At 73.5% G+C, this 17,521-nt stretch carries 17 protein-coding genes and 2 pseudogenes; 15 read left to right on the top strand and 4 right to left on the bottom strand.

What is annotated here, in order from left to right; genetic code table 11:
• The first annotated feature begins 39 nt into the window (after positions 1-39).
• Positions 40-519 (top strand): DUF4112 domain-containing protein, encoded by a 480-nt coding sequence (locus tag BJF86_RS10550; protein WP_237768175.1) that lies wholly within the window; start codon positions 40-42, stop codon positions 517-519.
• 55 nt (positions 520-574) lie between these two features.
• Here BJF86_RS10550 and BJF86_RS10545 read toward each other — a convergent pair whose 3' ends face one another.
• The 3 genes from BJF86_RS10545 to BJF86_RS10535 all read right to left on the bottom strand — a co-directional run bounded on the left by BJF86_RS10545 (position 575) and on the right by BJF86_RS10535 (position 3,213).
• Complete coding sequence (locus tag BJF86_RS10545; RefSeq protein ID WP_075818797.1) at positions 575-1,492, bottom strand: tyrosine recombinase XerC; 918 nt, start codon at positions 1,490-1,492, stop codon at positions 575-577.
• On the bottom strand, positions 1,489-1,809 hold the full coding sequence (locus BJF86_RS10540; protein WP_143553801.1) for an RDD family protein: 321 nt from the start codon (positions 1,807-1,809) through the stop codon (positions 1,489-1,491). The genes BJF86_RS10545 and BJF86_RS10540 overlap by 4 nt, the downstream gene beginning before the upstream one ends.
• A 240-nt stretch (positions 1,810-2,049) precedes the next feature.
• Complete coding sequence (locus BJF86_RS10535) at positions 2,050-3,213, bottom strand: pyridoxal phosphate-dependent aminotransferase (protein ID WP_075818794.1); 1,164 nt, start codon at positions 3,211-3,213, stop codon at positions 2,050-2,052.
• A gap of 264 nt (positions 3,214-3,477) precedes the next feature.
• Between BJF86_RS10535 and rpsB the strand changes: the two genes are divergently transcribed.
• From rpsB to BJF86_RS10485, 10 genes and pseudogenes are all read left to right on the top strand, one after another.
• A complete protein-coding gene (gene rpsB / locus BJF86_RS10530; RefSeq protein WP_075818792.1) occupies positions 3,478-4,443 on the top strand; it encodes a 30S ribosomal protein S2 in 966 nt (321 codons plus the stop codon).
• Between the two features lie 33 nt (positions 4,444-4,476).
• Positions 4,477-5,304 carry a translation elongation factor Ts gene (gene tsf / locus BJF86_RS10525; protein WP_075818790.1) on the top strand — a complete coding sequence of 276 codons (828 nt, stop codon included), beginning with the start codon at positions 4,477-4,479 and terminating at the stop codon, positions 5,302-5,304.
• Between the two features lie 433 nt (positions 5,305-5,737).
• Positions 5,738-6,499, top strand: a complete 762-nt coding sequence (gene pyrH / locus BJF86_RS10520; protein ID WP_075818788.1) for a UMP kinase — start codon at positions 5,738-5,740, stop codon at positions 6,497-6,499.
• Between the two features lie 74 nt (positions 6,500-6,573).
• Positions 6,574-7,139 (top strand): annotated as a pseudogene (frr, locus tag BJF86_RS10515) (ribosome recycling factor).
• Positions 7,140-7,170: 31 nt separating this feature from the next.
• Entirely contained in the window at positions 7,171-8,079 is a 909-nt protein-coding gene (locus tag BJF86_RS10510; protein WP_075818786.1) for a phosphatidate cytidylyltransferase, read from the top strand.
• Between the two features lie 44 nt (positions 8,080-8,123).
• Positions 8,124-9,304 (top strand): annotated as a pseudogene (gene rlmN, locus BJF86_RS10505) (23S rRNA (adenine(2503)-C(2))-methyltransferase RlmN).
• Positions 9,305-9,349: 45 nt separating this feature from the next.
• On the top strand, positions 9,350-9,622 hold the full coding sequence (locus BJF86_RS10500; RefSeq protein WP_075815067.1) for a hypothetical protein: 273 nt from the start codon (positions 9,350-9,352) through the stop codon (positions 9,620-9,622).
• A 2-nt stretch (positions 9,623-9,624) separates the two neighbouring features.
• Positions 9,625-10,227 (top strand): hypothetical protein, encoded by a 603-nt coding sequence (locus BJF86_RS10495; protein WP_075818784.1) that lies wholly within the window; start codon positions 9,625-9,627, stop codon positions 10,225-10,227.
• 2 nt (positions 10,228-10,229) lie between these two features.
• Positions 10,230-11,078, top strand: a complete 849-nt coding sequence (locus BJF86_RS10490) for a hypothetical protein (RefSeq protein WP_075818782.1) — start codon at positions 10,230-10,232, stop codon at positions 11,076-11,078.
• Positions 11,078-11,575 carry a hypothetical protein gene (locus tag BJF86_RS10485; RefSeq protein ID WP_022926087.1) on the top strand — a complete coding sequence of 166 codons (498 nt, stop codon included), beginning with the start codon at positions 11,078-11,080 and terminating at the stop codon, positions 11,573-11,575. Before BJF86_RS10490 ends, BJF86_RS10485 begins: the two co-directional genes overlap by 1 nt.
• A 41-nt stretch (positions 11,576-11,616) precedes the next feature.
• Here the strand turns inward: BJF86_RS10485 and BJF86_RS10480 are convergent, their stop codons facing one another.
• Positions 11,617-12,831: an LOG family protein gene (locus BJF86_RS10480; protein WP_143553800.1), complete on the bottom strand. Its 1,215-nt coding sequence runs from the start codon at positions 12,829-12,831 to the stop codon at positions 11,617-11,619.
• A 92-nt stretch (positions 12,832-12,923) separates the two neighbouring features.
• On the opposite strand from BJF86_RS10480, the gene BJF86_RS10475 reads away from it, so the two are divergent.
• The 4 genes from BJF86_RS10475 to BJF86_RS10460 all read left to right on the top strand — a co-directional run bounded on the left by BJF86_RS10475 (position 12,924) and on the right by BJF86_RS10460 (position 17,518).
• The gene (locus BJF86_RS10475; protein ID WP_075818780.1) at positions 12,924-14,846 is read left to right on the top strand and encodes an AMP-binding protein; all 1,923 of its coding nucleotides are present in this window, start codon (positions 12,924-12,926) and stop codon (positions 14,844-14,846) included.
• 130 nt (positions 14,847-14,976) lie between these two features.
• On the top strand, positions 14,977-15,297 hold the full coding sequence (locus tag BJF86_RS10470; protein ID WP_143553799.1) for a hypothetical protein: 321 nt from the start codon (positions 14,977-14,979) through the stop codon (positions 15,295-15,297).
• Positions 15,285-16,691, top strand: coding sequence for a hypothetical protein (locus BJF86_RS10465; RefSeq protein ID WP_143553798.1), 1,407 nt, complete (start codon positions 15,285-15,287; stop codon positions 16,689-16,691). Before BJF86_RS10470 ends, BJF86_RS10465 begins: the two co-directional genes overlap by 13 nt.
• On the top strand, positions 16,679-17,518 hold the full coding sequence (locus BJF86_RS10460) for a hypothetical protein (RefSeq protein ID WP_075818774.1): 840 nt from the start codon (positions 16,679-16,681) through the stop codon (positions 17,516-17,518). The genes BJF86_RS10465 and BJF86_RS10460 overlap by 13 nt, the downstream gene beginning before the upstream one ends.
• The last annotated feature ends 3 nt before the right edge of the window (positions 17,519-17,521 follow it).

The raw sequence follows: 17,521 nt of genomic DNA, 5'->3' as shown, positions 1-17,521 counted from the left end.
GCAAGCAGCACGACGACGCGGGTGAGGCACACTCGTCCGGTGACCCAGCCGCGGCGGACCCCAGCTCCCGACACCGGTCTGAGCCGTCACCTCGCGAGGGTGATGGACGACCTGGTGACGATCCCGGGCACCCGCATCGGCCTCGGCCTGGACGCGGTGCTGGGGCTGCTGCCGGGGGCCGGGGACATCCTCGGCTCCGGGATGTCGGCGGCCATCATGTACGACGCCGCACGTCGCCGGGTCCCGCTCCTCGTGCTCGCGCGGATGGCCTGGAACATGCTGCTGGACGCAGCTCTCGGGCTGGTCCCCGTCGTGGGTGACGCCGCGGACGTCGCGCACCGCGCCAACCGGAAGAACTACCGGCTGCTGCAGGCGTCCCTCGCCGAGGGACGCACCTCGACGCGGTCGGGTCCGGTCTACCTCCTGCTCGCGGCACTGCTCATCGTCCTGCCGCTGGTGATCGGGATCGCGATCGGCGTCCTGGTCCTGGTGGCGCTCTGGTCGTTGCTCACCCGGTGACCGCGGGGCGCGACCTGCCGCTGGGCCGGCGTCTGGGTGGCGGCTGCGGGATGCCTCAGGCCCGGGGGTGCGCCTGCTGGTAGGCCGCGCGCAGCCGGTCCACCGACACGTGCGTGTAGATCTGCGTCGTGGCCAGGCTGGCGTGGCCCAGCAGCTCCTGGACGGTGCGCAGGTCCGCGCCGCCCTCGAGCAGGTGGGTGGCGGCGCTGTGCCGCAGCCCGTGCGGCCCCATCTGCGGGGTGTCCGGGAGGTGCGCCAGCAGCGCCTGCAGCGTGGAGCGCACCTGCCGTTGGTCCACCCGCCGGCCGCGACGCCCCAGGAAGAGCGCGGCACCGGACTCGGCGGTCGCCAGCCGCGGGCGGCCTCCCGCCAGCCAGAGGGTGAGCGCCTCGGTCGCCGGGGTGCCGAAGGGCACGACCCGCTCCTTGTCGCCCTTGCCGAGCACCCTCGCCGTGCCGGCCTCGAGGTCCACGTCGTCCACGTCCAGGCCGGTGAGCTCCCCGACCCGCATCCCAGAGGCGTAGAGCAGCTCGAGCATCGCGCGGTTGCGCAGGTGGACCGGATCGTCGTCGTCCGCGGCCACGGCCGCCAGGTCCAGGAGCTCGCCCGCCTGCGGGGCGCGCAGGACGCCCGGCAGGTGCTTCTCCTTCCCCGGCGCGGCGAGGCGCAGCGATGGGTCGGCGGTGATCCTGCCGGTCTGCTGAGCCCACCGGAAGAACGTCTTCGCCGCCGCCGCGCGCCGGGAGACCGTCGAGCGGGAGGCCCCGGCCGCCCCGATGCTGCCGAGCCAGGCCCGCAGGTCCGGCAGGCGGACCTCGGCGCTCGACCGCACCCCGCGGTCGGCGAGGAAGACGTCCAGCGCGTCGAGGTCGCCGAGGTAGGCGCGCACCGTGTGCACCGACCGACCCTTCTCCACCCGCAGGTGCTGCTCGAAGGCCTGCAGCTGCGCGGCCGCACCCAGCGGGCCGTTCACGTCGCCCGCTCCACCCGCGTGCCGGCGACCCGGTCATGGACGCCCTGCCCACCCGTCAGCGCCGGGACCGCGCAGGCTGCCAGCAACGCGAGGGAGAGGACCAGGAAGACCACGGCCCACCCCGTCTGCAGCTCGAAGAGCATTCGGCTGACGCCCAGGTGGGCCAGCTGCCAGGGCGACGCCTTGACCAGGTTGCGTCCCCACACGGCTCTCCCGGCGCTCCCGGGTGTCGGCCCGACCACGACGAGGCCCGCCCACCGCTTGCCGAGCGTGGCGCGCCGGCGCGAGGCTCGGTGATCGAGAGGTAGAGCCACCACGGCAGGACGGTGATCAGGGTGAAGATCAGATCGGCGACGAGCAGCCCTCGCACGGACGTCGCCGATGCCCCGGGCAGGTCCAGACGGGGGACGAGGAACGCCCCGACGGCCGTGAGCACACCGATCCAGACCCCGATCACCAGCCAGTCCCCGAGCCGCGACCGCACCCGCGCCACCGGCGCCGGGCGCCGGGCCGCACCTGACGAGGAGGTGGCGAGAGAGGTCATACCGGTGAGGGTGTCAGGCCCGTCCCAGACCCCGCAGACGGCGCGCCGCCTCGCGCAGCACCTCGTCCTGCTTGCAGAAGGCGAAACGGACCAGGCTCCGCACCGGGCCGGGGTCGTCGCAGAAGACCGAGACCGGGACGCCGACCAGCCCGAGCTCCTCGGGCATACGCCGGCAGAAGTCGACCGCGTCGTCCACCCCGTGACCGGCCAGGTCGGCGATGACGAAGTAGCTCCCGCCGCACGGGCTGACCGGCACGTCGACCTCGGCGAGCGCGGCGGCGAGCAGGTCCCGCTTGGCCTGCAGCTGCGCCGCGAAGCCGGTGAAGAAGTCGTCGGGCATCCGGAGCCCGTGCGCGACGGCGGGCTGCACGTGCGTCACCCCGACGAAGGTCAGGAACTGCTTGACCGCCGCCACCGCGTCGACGAGGTGGGCCGGTCCGCTGACCCAGCCGGTCTTCCACCCGGTCAGCGAGAACGTCTTGCCGACCGAGGAGATGGTGAGCGTGCGCTCGAACATGCCGGGGAGGGTGGCGATCGGGGTGTGCCGCCGCCCGTCGAAGACCAGGTGCTCGTAGACCTCGTCCGCGACGACCAGCAGGTCGTGCTCCTGCGCGATCGCCGCGATCCCCTCCAGCTCCTCCCGGCTGAAGACCTTGCCCGTGGGGTTGTGCGGCGTGTTGAGCACGAGCGCCCGGGTGCGCCCGGTGACGGCGGCGCGCATCGCGTCGAGGTGCAGCTCCAGATCCGGGAAGCTCAGCTGCACGGTCCGCCGGACGCCGCCGGCCATGGCGACCGCGGCGCCGTAGGAGTCGTAGGACGGCTCGACGAGCAGCACCTCCTCGCCCGGTTCGACGAGCGCGATGAGGGAGGCGGCGATGGCCTCGGTGGCGCCGACCGTCACCAGCACCTGGGTGGCCGGGTCCAGCGGTATGCCGTACCAGTGGTCCTGGTGCTCGGCCACCGCCTGGCGCAGGTCCGGCAGCCCGCGGGCGGGGGCGTACTGGTTGAGCCCGTCGCGCAGCCCCTGCGCCGCGATCTCCCGCATCTGCGACGGTCCGTCGGTGTCCGGGAAGCCCTGCCCGAGGTTGACCGCGTCGAACTCCAGCGCCCGCTGGGTCATCTCCGCGAAGACGCTGGTGCCGAAGGGTCGCAGCCGCTGCACGAGGGGATCGCTCATGCCGACACCGTAGCGATTCGGGGCAGGGGCTCTCGGTCCCGTAGGATGGGAGGCACGTGCGTCTCGTCCTGCCCTCGGGCAGGTCCGACGCGCGAATTCGCGCCCGGGCGCGACCGGTCCGCACCGCATACCTGCGAGGTATGCCGGCCAGCGGCCGGTGGCGCACCCCGCGGTCCCGACGGATCTCGCACCAGCGAGCCGGCGGGTGGGGAGCGTCCCCGGGCCAGGACACAACTGCAACCGAGAAGAAAGCGAGACCACGGCATGGCCGTCGTCACCATGCGCCAGCTCCTGGAGAGCGGCGTCCACTTCGGGCACCAGACCCGTCGCTGGAACCCCAAGATGAAGCGCTTCATCATGACCGAGCGCAACGGCATCTACATCATCGACCTGCAGCAGTCGCTGACCTACCTCAACGAGGCCTACGACTTCGTCAAGCAGACCGTCGCGCACGGTGGGTCGATCCTGTTCGTCGGCACCAAGAAGCAGGCGCAGGAGTCCATCGCCGAGCAGGCGACCCGCGTGGGGATGCCCTACGTCAACCACCGCTGGCTGGGCGGCATGCTCACCAACTTCCAGACCGTCTCCAAGCGCCTCACCCGCATGAAGGAGCTCGAGGAGATCGACTTCGACGACGTGGCCGGCAGCGGCCGCACGAAGAAGGAGCTCCTCATGATGAGCCGCGAGTACGAGAAGCTCGCGAAGACCCTCGGCGGCATCCGCGACATGCAGAAGGTGCCCTCGGCCGTGTGGGTCGTCGACACCAAGAAGGAGCACCTCGCGGTCACCGAGGCCCGCAAGCTCGGCCTCCCGGTCATCGCGATCCTCGACACCAACTGCGACCCGGACGAGGTCGACTACAAGATCCCGGGCAACGACGACGCCATCCGCTCGGTCACGCTGCTGACCCGCGTGGTCGCCGACGCCGTCGCCGACGGCCTCATCGCCCGCTCCGGCGGTGGCAGCGAGTCCGGCGCCGAGAGCGAGGGCGCCGAGAACGAGCCGATGGCCGAGTGGGAGCGCGAGCTGCTCGCCGGCGCGGAGGAGACCTCCGAGCAGACCCCCGCCGAGACCGCCCCCGCCGCGGAGGCGCAGGCCGCCGCGACGGAGGACGCCGAGGCGACGCCGGCCGCGACCGAGCAGGCCGAGCAGGCCGACGAGGCGCAGGTCGACACGCAGGCCGACGAGGCCCAGCCGGTCGAGGCCGACGCCCAGACCACCCAGTCCTGACGCACCGTTCGACGAAGGAGCACAGAAGCACTCATGGCGAACTACACCGCCGCTGACATCAAGGCGCTGCGCGAGTCCACCGGCGCCGGGATGATGGACGTCAAGAAGGCGCTCGACGAGGCCGACGGCGACACCGCGAAGGCCACCGACCTGCTGCGGGTCAAGGGGCTCAAGGGCGTCACCAAGCGTGAGGGCCGCTCGGCCACCAACGGTCTGGTGCGCGCCCAGGTCGACGGTGGCGTCGGCACCCTGGTCGAGGTCAACTGCGAGACCGACTTCGTCGCCAAGGGCCCGAACTTCGGCGAGCTGGCCGACCGCGTCCTGGCCCAGGCCGTCGCGGTCGGGGCCGCCGACGCCGACGCCCTGCTGGCTTCGGAGCTGGACGGCAAGACCGTCAAGGAGGTCCTCGACGACGCCAACGCCACCATCGGCGAGAAGATCGAGGTGCGCCGCGTCGCCCGCGTCGAGGGCGACCAGGTCGTGTCCTACCTGCACAAGACGATGCCGGACCTGCCCCCGCAGATCGGCGTCCTCGTCGCCACCACCGGTGGGGACGAGCAGGTCGCCCGCGACATCGCGATGCACGTCGCGGCCTTCTCCCCCTCGGTGCTCACCCGCGACGAGATCGACGCCGAGACCGTCGCGAGCGAGCGGCGCATCGCCGAGGAGACCGCCCGTGAGGAGGGCAAGCCGGAGCAGGCGCTGCCCAAGATCATCGAGGGTCGCGTCAACGGCTACTTCAAGGAGAACGTGCTGCTCGACCAGCCGTTCGCCAAGGACAACAAGAAGACGGTCGCCAAGGTGGCCGACGAGGCCGGGGCGCAGGTGACCGGCTTCGCCCGCTTCAAGGTCGGCGTCTGACGCCAGCCTGAGCGGTCGCCGGAAGGCCGGGTCCCCGTCGGGGCCCGGCCTTCCGGTCGTCCGGGGAGCCGGTCAGAGCCCGAGCACGTCCGCCGCCCGGGTATGCCGGTGGGCCTGGTCCACCAGGGCCTCGCGCTCGCCGTCGTCGTGCAGCAGGCCCAGCACCAGCACCCGGAAGAGCAGCCCGCGCGCGACATCGTCGGTCGGGATGTCCAGGGACGGGTCGGCTCGTGGCGGCCTCCCAGCACGTCCCCTGCCCGCCGCGGACCGGGCGGTTCTCGCCCCGCAGCCCGAACGACTCGAGCACGGCCGGGGAGGGGCTGCGCACACCGACAGTGTGCCGGGAGCCGGGGCCGGGACGGTGCGGATCGCCGCTCCTGGGGTGGTGTGGCAGGATCGAGCGACCGCCCGGCACGACCTCAGGAGGATCCGCATGACCACGACGGTGCCCGAGCACGAGACCGCCGCCGCGCCCGAGTCCGACGACTCCCCGAGGCGGGTCCTGCTCAAGCTGTCGGGGGAGGCCTTCGGGGGCGGCAACGTCGGCGTGGACCCGGACGTGGTCAAGGGGATCGCGCACCAGATCGCCGACGCCCACCGCTCCGGGGCGCAGATCGCGGTCGTCATCGGCGGCGGCAACTTCTTCCGCGGGGCCGAGCTGCAGCAGCGGGGGATGGAGCGCGCGCGGGCGGACTACATGGGGATGCTCGGCACCGTCATGAACTGCCTGGCGCTGCAGGACTTCCTGGAGAAGGAGGGCGTCGACACCCGGGTGCAGACCGCGATCACCATGGGCCAGGTCGCCGAGCCCTACATCCCGCGCCGCGCCATGCGCCACCTGGAGAAGGGCCGCGTCGTGATCTTCGGCGCCGGCGCCGGTATGCCCTACTTCTCCACCGACACCGTGTCGGCGCAGCGGGCGCTGGAGATCAAGTGCGACCAGGTGCTCATGAGCAAGCACGGCGTCGACGGGGTCTACACCGCCGACCCGCGCACCGACGCCGACGCCCGCAAGCTGGACCGGCTCACCTTCTCCGAGGCGCTCACCGGCAACCTGCGGGTGGTGGACGCCGCCGCCTTCAGCCTGTGCATGGACAACGCGCTGCCGATGCTCGTCTTCGGCATGGACGGCGAGGACTCCATCACCCGCGCCATCAAGGGTGAGAGGATCGGCACACTCGTCACGGCGGGCTGACCCGCCGCCGCACACCGACCAGCCGCACACCGACCAGCCGCACGGGCGGCACACGCGATAAGGAGCACGACATCATGTCCGAGGTCGTCGAGATGGCCCTCCTGGAGGCCGAGGAGAAGATGGACAAGGCGCTGGACGTGGCGCGCGAGGACATGGCGTCCATCCGCACCGGCCGGGCCCACCCCGGCATGTTCAGCAAGCTCGAGGTGGACTACTACGGCGCGCCGACGCCGCTGCAGCAGCTGGCCAGCTTCAGCATCCAGGACGCCCGCACCGTGCTCATCACCCCCTACGACAGGGGCGCGATGAAGGACATCGAGAAGGCGCTGCGCGAGGCCGACCTCGGCGCCAACCCGAGCAACGACGCAACGCCATCCGCATCGTCATGCCGCAGCTCACCGAGGAGCGTCGCCGGGAGTACATCAAGCTGGCGCACACCAAGGGCGAGGAGGCCAAGGTGTCGGTCCGCCACGTGCGGCGCCACGCCAAGGACCAGATCGACAAGGCCGTCAAGGACGGCGAGATCGGCGAGGACGAAGGCACCCGGGGGGAGAAGGACCTGGAGTCGCTGACCAAGCGGCACGTGGACGTCGTCGACGACATCCTCAAGCACAAGGAGGCCGAGCTGCTCGAGGTCTGAGCAGCCCGAGCCCCGGCGACCACCCACCCTCATGACGGAGCCCACCTCCGGCGCCCCGGCCCAGACCGGGGAGGCGCCGGCGACCCGTCGGGAGGCGCGCGCCGCGCAACGCGCCGCGCGGGCCGCGGAGCCCGGCCGCACCCCACGGGCCGGGCGCAACCTGCCCGCCGCCATCGGCGTGGGGGTCTTCCTGGGCGGCCTCATCATCGCCAGCCTGGTCTTCTGGAAGCCGGCCTTCGTCTACCTCGTCACCGCCGCCGCGGTCGTCGGCGTGTGGGAGCTCGTCGGGGCGCTGCGCAGCGGCCGGGTGTCCCCGCCGCTGCCGCCGGTGCTCGCCTCGGTCGGGCTGGTCCCGCTCGCCTACTACGGCGGAGCCGACGCGCTCGCGGTCGGCTTCGCGACCGCAGCTGCCCTCGTGCTGGCCTGGCGCAGCGTCGGCGACCCGGAGGACGCGGCGCGGGACGTCGCCGGCGGGGTCTTCATCGTGGCCTACGTGCCGCTGCTCGCCGGGATCACCTCGCTGATGCTCGCCCAGCCGGACGGGGTGGGCCGCATCATCACCTTCATGCTGGTCACGGTGGCCTCGGACACCGGAGGGTATGCCGTGGGCGTCCTGCGGGGGCGGACGCCGATGGCACCCTCGCTGTCGCCGAAGAAGTCGTGGGAGGGCTTCGCGGGGTCGGTCGGCACCAGCGCCCTGGTGGGTGTGGCCTGCGTGACGTTGATCCTCGACGGACCCTGGTGGGCGGGTGCCGTCGTCGGCGCTGTCGCCGCAGCCTTCGCCACCGTGGGTGACCTGGCCGAGTCGGCGATCAAGCGCGACCTCGGCATCAAGGACATGGGCAGCATCCTGCCGGGCCACGGCGGCGTCATGGACCGGCTGGACTCGCTCGTCGTCACGGCGCCCGTCTGCTGGGCGCTGCTGCGGCTCTTCGTCTGAGGGATGCGGCAGGTCGGGGCCCGACCTGAGACACTGGGGGCGCCATGACCACCGAGCTGCCCACCCCCTCCACCGACCGCCCTGCCCCGGGCCAGCTGACCTTCCGCGCGCCCCGGCGCGGCAAGGCGCCCACCCACCTCGCCGACCACGACCTGGCCGGGCGCAAGGACTGGGCGCGCGAGCTGGGCATCCCCGCCTTCCGCGCCGACCAGGTCAGCCGCCACTACTTCGAGCGGCTCGTCACCGACGCCGAGCAGATGACCGACCTGCCGAAGGCCGGGCGCGGCGAGCTCGTCGACGGGCTGCTCCCGCGCCTGCTCACGCCGGTCCGCACGCTGTCCGCCGACGACGGGGCGACGCTCAAGCAGGTCCACCGCCTGCACGACGGGGCGATGGTGGAGTCGGTGCTCATGCGCTACCCGGGTCGGGTGACGATGTGCATCTCCAGCCAGGCCGGGTGCGGCATGAACTGCCCGTTCTGCGCGACCGGTCAGGCAGGTCTGACGCGCAACCTGTCCACCGCGGAGATCGTCGAGCAGGTCGTCGCCGCCGCCCGCGCGCTGCGGCACGGGGACCTCCGTGGAGGCGCGGAGGAGAGCGACGAGGGTGGCGGTGACGTCCAGGAGGCGCTGCGGGTGTCCAACGTCGTCTTCATGGGGATGGGCGAGGCGCTGGCCAACTACAAGGCCTCGCTCGGTGCCGTCCACCGGCTCGTCGAGGCGGCTCCGGAGGGGCTGGGTATGTCGGCGCGCGGGATCACCATGTCCACCGTCGGGCTGGTGCCCGGGATCGACCGGCTGGCGGGAGAGGGCATACCCATGACCCTCGCGCTGTCCCTGCACGCGCCGGACGACGAGCTCCGCGACGAGCTGGTCCCGATCAACACCCGGTGGAAGGTGGACGAGGCGCTGGACGCCGCCCGACGCTACTTCGAGGCGACCGGGCGACGCGTCTCGATCGAGTACGCCCTCATCCGGGACATCAACGACCAAGCCTGGCGCGCCGACCTGCTCGGGGACAAGCTCACGCCCGCGGCCGTGGTTGGGTGCATGTCAACCCCATCCCGCTCAACCCGACGCCCGGGAGCAGGTGGACCGCCTCGCGCCGGGGGGTCGAGCAGCAGTTCGTCGAGCGTCTGCTGGCCCACGGCATCCCCACGACGGTGCGGGACACCCGCGGCTCGGACATCGACGGCGCCTGCGGCCAGCTCGCCGCCTCGGTCTGACGCCGGGGTTATATTGGGGGAGAACGACGACGAGGGGGTCGACCGATGCCGGAGGACGTGGCCAACCCGCGCAAGGCCGAGCTGCGCCGCCTGGTGGAGCGCGCGGAGACGATCGAGCAGGAGCTCGACGACGTGCTGAGGCCGGCCCGGGACGCCCTGGCCGCCGGCGCCTGGGTGTCATCCGCCGCGCGGCCGTTCGAGGAGGGGCTGCAGGAGGCCCGACGAGATCTGCTCCGTGGCGCGGAGGCCACCACCACGGCCCTCCGGGCCGAGTGGTCGACCACGCCGGCCCGGATCCCGGCGGGGGAGCCGAGGTAGTCGTGCCCCTCACCCAGATCCACCTGGCGGCGATGCGGCGGCTCATCGAGGACGTGCGGGCCGTCGGCGACGAGGGCGAGAGCACACACCGGGAGCTCTCCGGGTTGCTGGACCAGGCGGACCTCGGCTCTGGGGACGCCGCTCCGGTGCGGACGGCCGGGGACTGGCTGACCTCGCAGGTGCCCATGCTGCGCCGCAGGCTGGCGCTGGCGGAGGAGGTCGAGGCCTCGACGCCGGGGATCCAGGCCAGCGTGCAGATCGATGAGTCGCAGCTGTCCGGGCTCACACCCGAGGAGGCCGAGGAGCTCGCGCAGGAGCTCGCCGACCAGATCGCCGACGGCCCGCACACGCAGCGGCTGGCCGACCAGCTCGGCGAGCATGCGAGCGACCCCTACTTCGCCTCGGCGCTGCTCGACGCCCTGTCCCCGGAAGAGCTGGCCGCATACCTGGAGTCCGTGGACATGGAGGTGCAGCGGACCGGGCAGGCCGACCTCGACTACGCCCGCACGCACGGGGGCGTCATGAGCGGGCTGCGGCTCGCCCTGCAGACCGCTGCCCGGGCGGAGGAGCTGCCCGACGGGTATGCCGAGCTCTCGCCGAGGTGATCATGACCGGGGACGGCGAGGACGCCGTCGCGCTCGCCGACTTCCTGTCCGCCACCCAGGGGCTGCACGCCGATATCGCCGTCCCCACCGCGGACGCCCGGGCGGTGATCGAGGGATACCACGAGCTGGTGGACGAGGGCGTCCTCGCCGACCCACCTGCCGCCTACCTGCGCGAGTGGCTCCAGCACGTCCAGGCCCAGGGCGGTGATCCGGTCGCGCTGACGCAGCAGGAGGGTGTCGACGACCGGACCTTCGATCTCCTCGAGGAGCTCGAGGTCATGCGCGACCCGGACGGTCGCGCCTACTTCCTCATCACCGCGGAGCACGGTGAGGACGCTCGACGGATCGCCGAGCTGACCGAGCTCCTCGCGGGCGGGGAGCCCTCGAGCAACGCCTGGCGGCGGGACGCCAACTCCTGGACCTTCGACACCTGGTTCGGCGATGGTGACATCGATCTCGTCCTCGACGACGGCGCGGCCCTGGCAGCGACACCCCACGGCATCTTCATGGCGGTGGGAGAGGACCGGCTCATGCCCAGCACGACGGATCTGTTCGCCTACGAGGGTGGGACCATGTGGGGCGAGATCTTCATGGTCAACGACGAGTCGAGCGACCCGGCGGCACGGCTGAGGGACATGGTCGAGAACGACACCAAGGACCCGCCCGACTCGATCCATCCGTTGTGGCGGGTGCTGCGCCACGAGGAGGTGCACGCCCAGCAGTGGGCACGGTACGGCTACTCGGGCTTCACCGCACGCTACCTGTGGCACAACCCCCTGGACCCGTGCGGTCACCCGATGGAGGAAGAGGCCGGTTTCGAGGACGGGGGATACTTCCAGTGCGTCGACTGATGCCCCGGGCGACCGTGGCTCCGCTCTTCCTGGTAGCTCTGGCGGGATGCTGGAGCGCGCCCGAGGATCCCGAGGGATCCCTCGTCGGTCTGCGCCAGGTCGACGGCCGGCTCGAGTTCTGGGCCGGGCGTGAATGCGCTGGTGTGGCCGGCGTGGACGTCACCGTGGGCGAGGACGCAAGCACGGACGCGCAGGAGTGGGGGATGGTCGCCGACGCGGGCACCGGGACGGTGGAGACCGTGGTGGTGGGGCAGCCGCCACCTGGCTTCAGCGGGGACGCTGCCACCCCGACGAGCGGGGAGCAGGGTCCGGTCACCGTGGTGGTGCGCGGTGAGGACGGCACGGCCTTCTCCAGGACCACGTGGTCGGGGATGGATCTCGCGCCGCCCGCGGACGACCCGTCGGCCTGGCTCACGCCGGACGGGGAATGGGTCACCGAGGGCGATGCCGAACGCCTCGCCGACGACGGGATCGTCGCGCCGCTCTGCAGCTCCTGAGGACTGCGGGACATACGCGCCGCCCCGGGGCACCCCGGTGCTCAGCCGCGCCCGGTCACCAGGTCGGCAGCCTCCTCGACGGTGTCGACGAGGTGCAGCGCGGCGCCCATGGACCGGCCCTGACCGAGTGCCTGGAGCAGCGGCCAGACCGGCAGCCGCTCGGTCCAGTGCTCGCGGCCCACCAGCACCACCGGCGCAGAGCCCTGCTCCGGTGCGTCCACCTCGTAGTAGAGCCGGGTCGCCATCTGGAAGATCTCCTGCACCGTGCCGGCCGCGCCGGGCAGGACGACGAGGCCGCCCCGCGAGTGCGCCAGCAGCAGGTCCTCACGCAGCGCGTTGCTGAAGAACTTCGCGATGAGCTGGCCGAAGGCGTTCGGCGGCTCGTGGCCGTAGTACCAGGTCGGGATGCCCACGCTGCGCAGCCGACGCGGCACGACCGCCTCGCCCGATCTCGCCCGCAGCCTCAGCGCGGGCTCGACCCACGCCCGGACGTCCGGCGCGAAGCCGGGCACCCGGCCGAGGGAGTCGAGCGCGGTCTGCAGCAGCTCCTCGTCCGCGGCCCAGGCGCCGAGGTTGGCGGCCTCCATCGCCCCTGGCCCGCCACCGGTGAGCACCACCGCGCCGTCCTGGGCGAGGCGGTGCCCCAGCAGTGCGGCGGCGGCGAACTCCGGGGTGCCGCGCTGCAGCGCGTGCCCACCCATGACCCCGACCGCCCGCCGGTCGGTCAGCACCCCGGCCAGGGCGTCGGACATCGCGTCGTCGTGGATGGCGCGCAGCGCGGTGACGTAGGCGTCGTGCCGCAGGGCGGCGTCCTCGAACCAGCGGTAGGCCCGGGCGTCGGGCGTCTGGGCGTACCCGTCCTGCTCGAGGCCGGCATACAGCTCCTCGGCGGTGTAGAGGTGCCCGCGGTAGGGGTCGATCGGCGCCTGCGGTGCCGCGGGGAAGACCAGGGCCCCGCCGGCCCGCAGGTGGGCCTCCACCTCGTCGTCGAGCTGGCCGCCCAGGACCACCAGGCCATGCAGGTCCGCGCGCCCGAGGAGCAGCTCCCGGTCGGCGGTGAGGTCCAGGCCCTGCACCCGCAGCGGGGGGATCGGCCCGTCAGACTCCAGCCATCGCCGCCAGGTCGCCCGGTCCTCCACCTCGCGCGGGCCCTCCCCGGCCCGCGGCTCCACCCTGCGGTAGCGCACCTCCGCCGTGGGCCCGGCACCGACCCGCAGGTCGGAGACGTCCTCGCTGACGGGCTGGCGGCGCTGCATACCTCGCGACCCTATCCGCCGCCCGTCGCAGGATCGGGACCGCCGGACGGCGACGTGTGGCGCGCCGTCCGGCGCGGGTGTGTGATGGACCCATGAGCGCGATCAGCGACCCGGCGTCCCCGCAGTCCTACCGAGACCTCGTCGCCGGGAGCCTGACCGACCCGGTCGACTTCTGGGGCGGGGCCGCCGGGCTCGTCGACTGGATCCACCGACCCGCCCAGGTCCTCGACGACAGGGACCCGCACTTCCCCCGCTGGTTCCCCGACGGGACGCTGAACGTCTGCTACAACGCCCTCGACCGCCACGTCGTCCACGGGCGCGCCGACCAGACCGCGCTGATCTACGACAGCCCGGTCACCGGCACCACCCGGCGCTACACGTATGCCGAGCTGCTCGACCTCGTGGCCCGGTGCGCCGGCGTGCTGCGCGACCTCGGCGTGGGGCAGGGGGACCGCGTCGTGGTCTACCTGCCGATGGTGCCGGAGGCGGTGATCACGATGCTGGCCTGCGCCCGGATCGGTGCCGTCCACTCCGTGGTCTTCGGTGGCTTCGCCCCGGCCGAGCTCGCCGCCCGGATCGAGGACGCCCGGCCCACCGTCGTGGTGTCCGCCTCGTGCGGCATCGAGCCCTCCGGCGTGGTGCCCTACAAGCCCATGCTGGACGCCGCCATCGAGCGCTCCGGGCATACCCCCGACCACTGCGTCGTCGTGCAGCGCGAGCAGCAGCCGTGCGAGCTGGGCAAGCGCGACCTCGACTGGGCCACGCTGATGCACCCGGACGCCGTCGCGCCCGCGGCGTGCGTGCCGGTGCGCGCGACCGACCCGCTCTACGTCCTCTACACCTCGGGGACCACGGGCCGGCCCAAGGGCATCGTGCGCGACAGCGGCGGGTATGCCGTCGCGCTGCGCTGGTCGATGACGCACCTCTACGGCGTGCAGCCGGGCGAGACGTGGTTCTGCGCCTCCGACGTCGGGTGGGTCGTCGGCCACTCCTACATCGTCTACGCCCCGCTGCTCACCGGGGCGACCACGGTCCTCTACGAGGGCAAGCCGGTCGGCACCCCGGACGCGGGAGCCCTCTGGCGGGTGGTGGCCGAGCACGGCGCCGTCGCGGCCTTCACCGCCCCGACGGCGATCCGGGCGGTCACCAAGCAGGACCCGGCCGGGGAGCTGATCGGCGGCCACGACCTGTCCGGCTTCCGCGCGCTCTTCCTCGCGGGGGAGCGGCTCGACCCGGACACCTGGTCGTGGGCGACCGAGCACCTCGGGGTGCCCGTCGTCGACAACTGGTGGCAGACCGAGACCGGCTGGCCGATCGCGATCAACCCGGTCGGGCCCGACGGCGCGCTCTTCGAGATCCGTCCGGGCAGCCCCGGACCGCCGACCGTGGGCTACGACGTCCGCGTGCTCGACCCGCAGGGGGTGGAGGTACCGGCCGGCACGGAGGGCGCCATCTGCCTGCGGCTGCCGCTGCCGCCCGGGACCTTGCCCACGCTGTGGCAGGACGACCAGCGCTTTGTCGACTCCTACCTGTCCGCCCACGAGGGCTACTACCTGTCCGGCGACGGAGGGTATGTCGACGACGACGGCTACGTCTTCGTCATGGGGCGCACCGACGACGTGCTCAACGTCGCCGGTCACCGGCTCTCGACCGGCTCGCTGGAGGAGGCGCTGGCGGGGCACCCGGCGGTGGCCGAGTGCGCGGTCATCGGCGTCGCCGACGACCTCAAGGGCCAGGTCCCCCGGGCCCTGGTGGTGCTCAAGTCGGGGACCGACACCGGTGAGGCCGGGGTGGCCCGGCTGCGGGAGGAGCTCGTCGCGCGGGTGCGCTCCGAGGTGGGGGCGGTCGCCGCGCTGCGGCGGGTCGACGTCGTGGACGCGCTGCCCAAGACCCGGTCGGGCAAGATCCTGCGGCGCACGATGCGGCAGATCGCCGACGGGGAGACGCCGATGGTGCCGTCCACCATCGAGGGCCAGGGCGTCCTCGACACCCTGCGGACGGTCTTCCGCGAGTAGGCGTCGGCGTACCGGTCCGTGACGACGACGTCCCGGGCCTGTGGACAACTTCTGCGGCGGAGCCGCCGACCTGCCTAGCCTCGACACCGAGCCGGACGCTCCAGGTCCGGACCGACAGGGAGGGGCGCAGATGGCAGAGGTCGTGCGCGTGGACGGCGACCAGCTGGCCGCCGCGGCGCAGCAGCAGGACGGGGCAGGGGCCGCGCTGGAGGACCTCGCCGACGGGGTGGCGCGGGTGCTGACGATGGTCGCCCACGGGGCGGGCGAGGGTGCGCTGGCGCAGGCTGCCCAGGCCGTGACCGGGCGCTGGCGCGGCGGGCTGCACGAGCTGGGGCAGCAGGGCAGGTCGCTCGCGCGGGCCACCCGGCAGGCGCGGGAGGACTACCTGCTCGTCGAGCGGCTCCTTAGCGGCGGGTGGCGTGCGCACGGACCGGCGGGGTGGACGCCGTGACCGGCTCGGTGCTGACCGTCTCGCCGGAGGAGCTGGAGCGGGCAGCACGGTTGCTGCGCGAGGCAGGAGCCCAGATCGAGTCCGTGGCCGAGGAGGTGCTGGGCAGCAGCCCCACGGAGGGCGGATGGTCGGGCCTGGCCGCGTGGCAGGCCCGCGCCCGCGTGCAGACCGTGCACCGGGTGACGCGCTCCGCGGCACGGCCCTCGCAGCACGCTGCGCGCGCCGTGGCCGAGTGCGCCTCGGCGGCACGTGGCGCCACCGAGGAGGTGCTCCGGTGGCAGCGGGCCGGGGAGCGCGCGGCGGGGGAGTCCGCGGCCCTGCGTGCGCCCGGGCCGCCGCCGGAGCCTGCGCTCGAGGCCCTGTGGCGGCGACGGCTCGAGCAGCTGGAGCAGGAGGTGCAGACCGCGCGCCGGCGGGTCCAGGAGGTCGAGGAGGACTTCCGCACCACGCAGGAGCGCAGCGCGCAGCAGGTCCGGGAGGCCGTGGACCTCTTCGACGACGTGCGCCGGGTCGCCGAGGTCCCGAAGAAGGCACTCGACGCCGTGGGGTATGCCTGGGGCACCGTCGAGCGGGTGGTGCGGACCACGCAGGTGGTGATCCACCGGGCCCGGGCCCGGTGGGCCCGGGCCCTGCAGGTGCGTCAGGTGGCCATGCGACGCGCCCAGCGGGCGCTGGCCCGGCTGCGCGCGCTGGGCCGGCTGCGGGACGCGCCGAAGCTGCTGTCGCGGGTCCGTCTGGTCCCCGGTCCGGTCGGGATGGTCGCGGCGTGGTTCACGGCCTGGTCGGACGTGAAGGACGGCGGCGGCTACTCCGGGTGGCGGGGCGACGTCACGCGGGTGCTGGCCGGTGGTGGGTTGATCGGGGGTGTGCTCGTCGTGGCCACCCCGGTCGTGCCCGTGGCCGGCCCGATCGGAGTGGGGCTGCTGGCCGCCTACCAGGCGTGGTCGGCCGGCAACGCCGCGGTCGACGGTGCCGTCATCGCCGCTCGCTACCTGCGCCGGGAGGCCCCGCGGCTGGCGCGGCGGGTGGGGGAGGCGACGGTGCGGGCGCACGGCCGGGCGCTCACCCGGCTGCGGTCGGCGCGGGTGGCGCTCGGCCGCGCCAGGAGCGCCCTGACCCACGAGGTCGGGCGCCGGGTCTCCGACGTCCGCGAGACGGTGGCGCCGGTGCTGGAGCCGTTGCGCGACCCGCGCCACCGGGTCGTGGGGCTGCCGCCCGGGGCACCGCTGCGCCTCCCCGCCCGGGAGCTGGTCGACCAGGTCGTCGGGCGGCTGCCCGACATCGAGCCGGTCCGGGACTGGTGGCGTCAGCTGGGGGACCCGATCCTCATGCCGGTCGTCCCCCTCCCACCGAAACTCCCGGTGCCGGTGGACCTGGGCCGGTGGGGACCGTGACCGGCGTCGATCCCTCCGCGGCCGAGGTGCCGGGCGTGGGCACCGGCCCGCTGCTCGTGGTCACGCCCGAGGAGCTCGACCTGCTCGAACGGGCGCACGCGGCCCACCTCGGGCTCGACCCGCAACCTGAGCCGCTGACGGAAGGCGCAGACCTCCAGCGGCGCGAGGGTGCCCGGGACGAGGCGCTGCGCTCGCTCCAGGGGCGTGGCCTGCTCGACGCCCACGGTCGGCTCGTCGAGGACCAGCCGCTGGCCGAGCTGGTGCTCCTGCTGCTCGACGTGCGGCTCGCCGCCCGCGCGCTCCTGGTCGTCGAGCGGCGCCTGGCAGGCGCGGAGGACCGTCCCGACCTGCGGCTGCTGCACCTGATCGAGGCCGGGGGAGTGGTCGAGGACCAGCACCACACCGGCTGGCACGGTCTGGACCTGTGCCTCGAGCCGTCCGAGCTGGCCGACCGGGCCCTCGCGCCGGTGCTGCCACCGGACGCGGTGGCCGGGCAGGGCGAGGCGATGGTCCTCGACCTCGGCGATCCCGACGCCGCGGCGGCGCGGCTGCGGGCATCGGTGCTCGCGGAGCTCACCCTGGTGCGGCCCGAGCCCGTCGCGGGCGCGGAGCCCGGTCCAGGGTCCACCCCCGAGGTCGGCCCGGAGGAGTCGGTCCTGCTGGCGGTCGGCGAGCACGGTTGCCACCTGGCCCGGCCCGGGACCGGCACCGACGGGGAGGTCGGCGGGCCGGTCTTCGAGCCCGTCACGCCCGGCGACGTGCGTGACCTCGTGCGGGGGTGGGTGGAGCGCGTCGTGGAGCCGGTCGCGCCGGACGGCATACCGTAGGCC

Source organism: Serinicoccus sp. CNJ-927, from assembly GCF_001942435.1.
Classification (GTDB): Bacteria; Actinomycetota; Actinomycetes; order Actinomycetales; family Dermatophilaceae; genus Ornithinicoccus; species Ornithinicoccus marinus.
The sequence above is the reverse complement of the archived record's forward strand: the minus strand, read 5'-3'. Positions and strand labels throughout refer to the sequence as shown.

What these genes read in the sequence shown, in the direction of transcription:
- BJF86_RS10485 (WP_022926087.1), top strand. Translation starts at nt 11,078, where the DNA reads ATGCCCCGGGCGACCGTGGCTCCGCTCTTCCTGGTAGCTCTGGCGGGA.
- BJF86_RS10480 (WP_143553800.1), bottom strand. Translation starts at nt 12,831, where the DNA reads ATGCAGCGCCGCCAGCCCGTCAGCGAGGACGTCTCCGACCTGCGGGTC.
- BJF86_RS10475 (WP_075818780.1), top strand. Translation starts at nt 12,924, where the DNA reads ATGAGCGCGATCAGCGACCCGGCGTCCCCGCAGTCCTACCGAGACCTC.
- BJF86_RS10510 (WP_075818786.1), top strand. Translation starts at nt 7,171, where the DNA reads ATGACGGAGCCCACCTCCGGCGCCCCGGCCCAGACCGGGGAGGCGCCG.
- BJF86_RS10470 (WP_143553799.1), top strand. Translation starts at nt 14,977, where the DNA reads ATGGCAGAGGTCGTGCGCGTGGACGGCGACCAGCTGGCCGCCGCGGCG.
- pyrH (WP_075818788.1), top strand. Translation starts at nt 5,738, where the DNA reads ATGACCACGACGGTGCCCGAGCACGAGACCGCCGCCGCGCCCGAGTCC.
- BJF86_RS10500 (WP_075815067.1), top strand. Translation starts at nt 9,350, where the DNA reads ATGCCGGAGGACGTGGCCAACCCGCGCAAGGCCGAGCTGCGCCGCCTG.
- tsf (WP_075818790.1), top strand. Translation starts at nt 4,477, where the DNA reads ATGGCGAACTACACCGCCGCTGACATCAAGGCGCTGCGCGAGTCCACC.
- BJF86_RS10535 (WP_075818794.1), bottom strand. Translation starts at nt 3,213, where the DNA reads ATGAGCGATCCCCTCGTGCAGCGGCTGCGACCCTTCGGCACCAGCGTC.
- rpsB (WP_075818792.1), top strand. Translation starts at nt 3,478, where the DNA reads ATGGCCGTCGTCACCATGCGCCAGCTCCTGGAGAGCGGCGTCCACTTC.
- BJF86_RS10490 (WP_075818782.1), top strand. Translation starts at nt 10,230, where the DNA reads ATGACCGGGGACGGCGAGGACGCCGTCGCGCTCGCCGACTTCCTGTCC.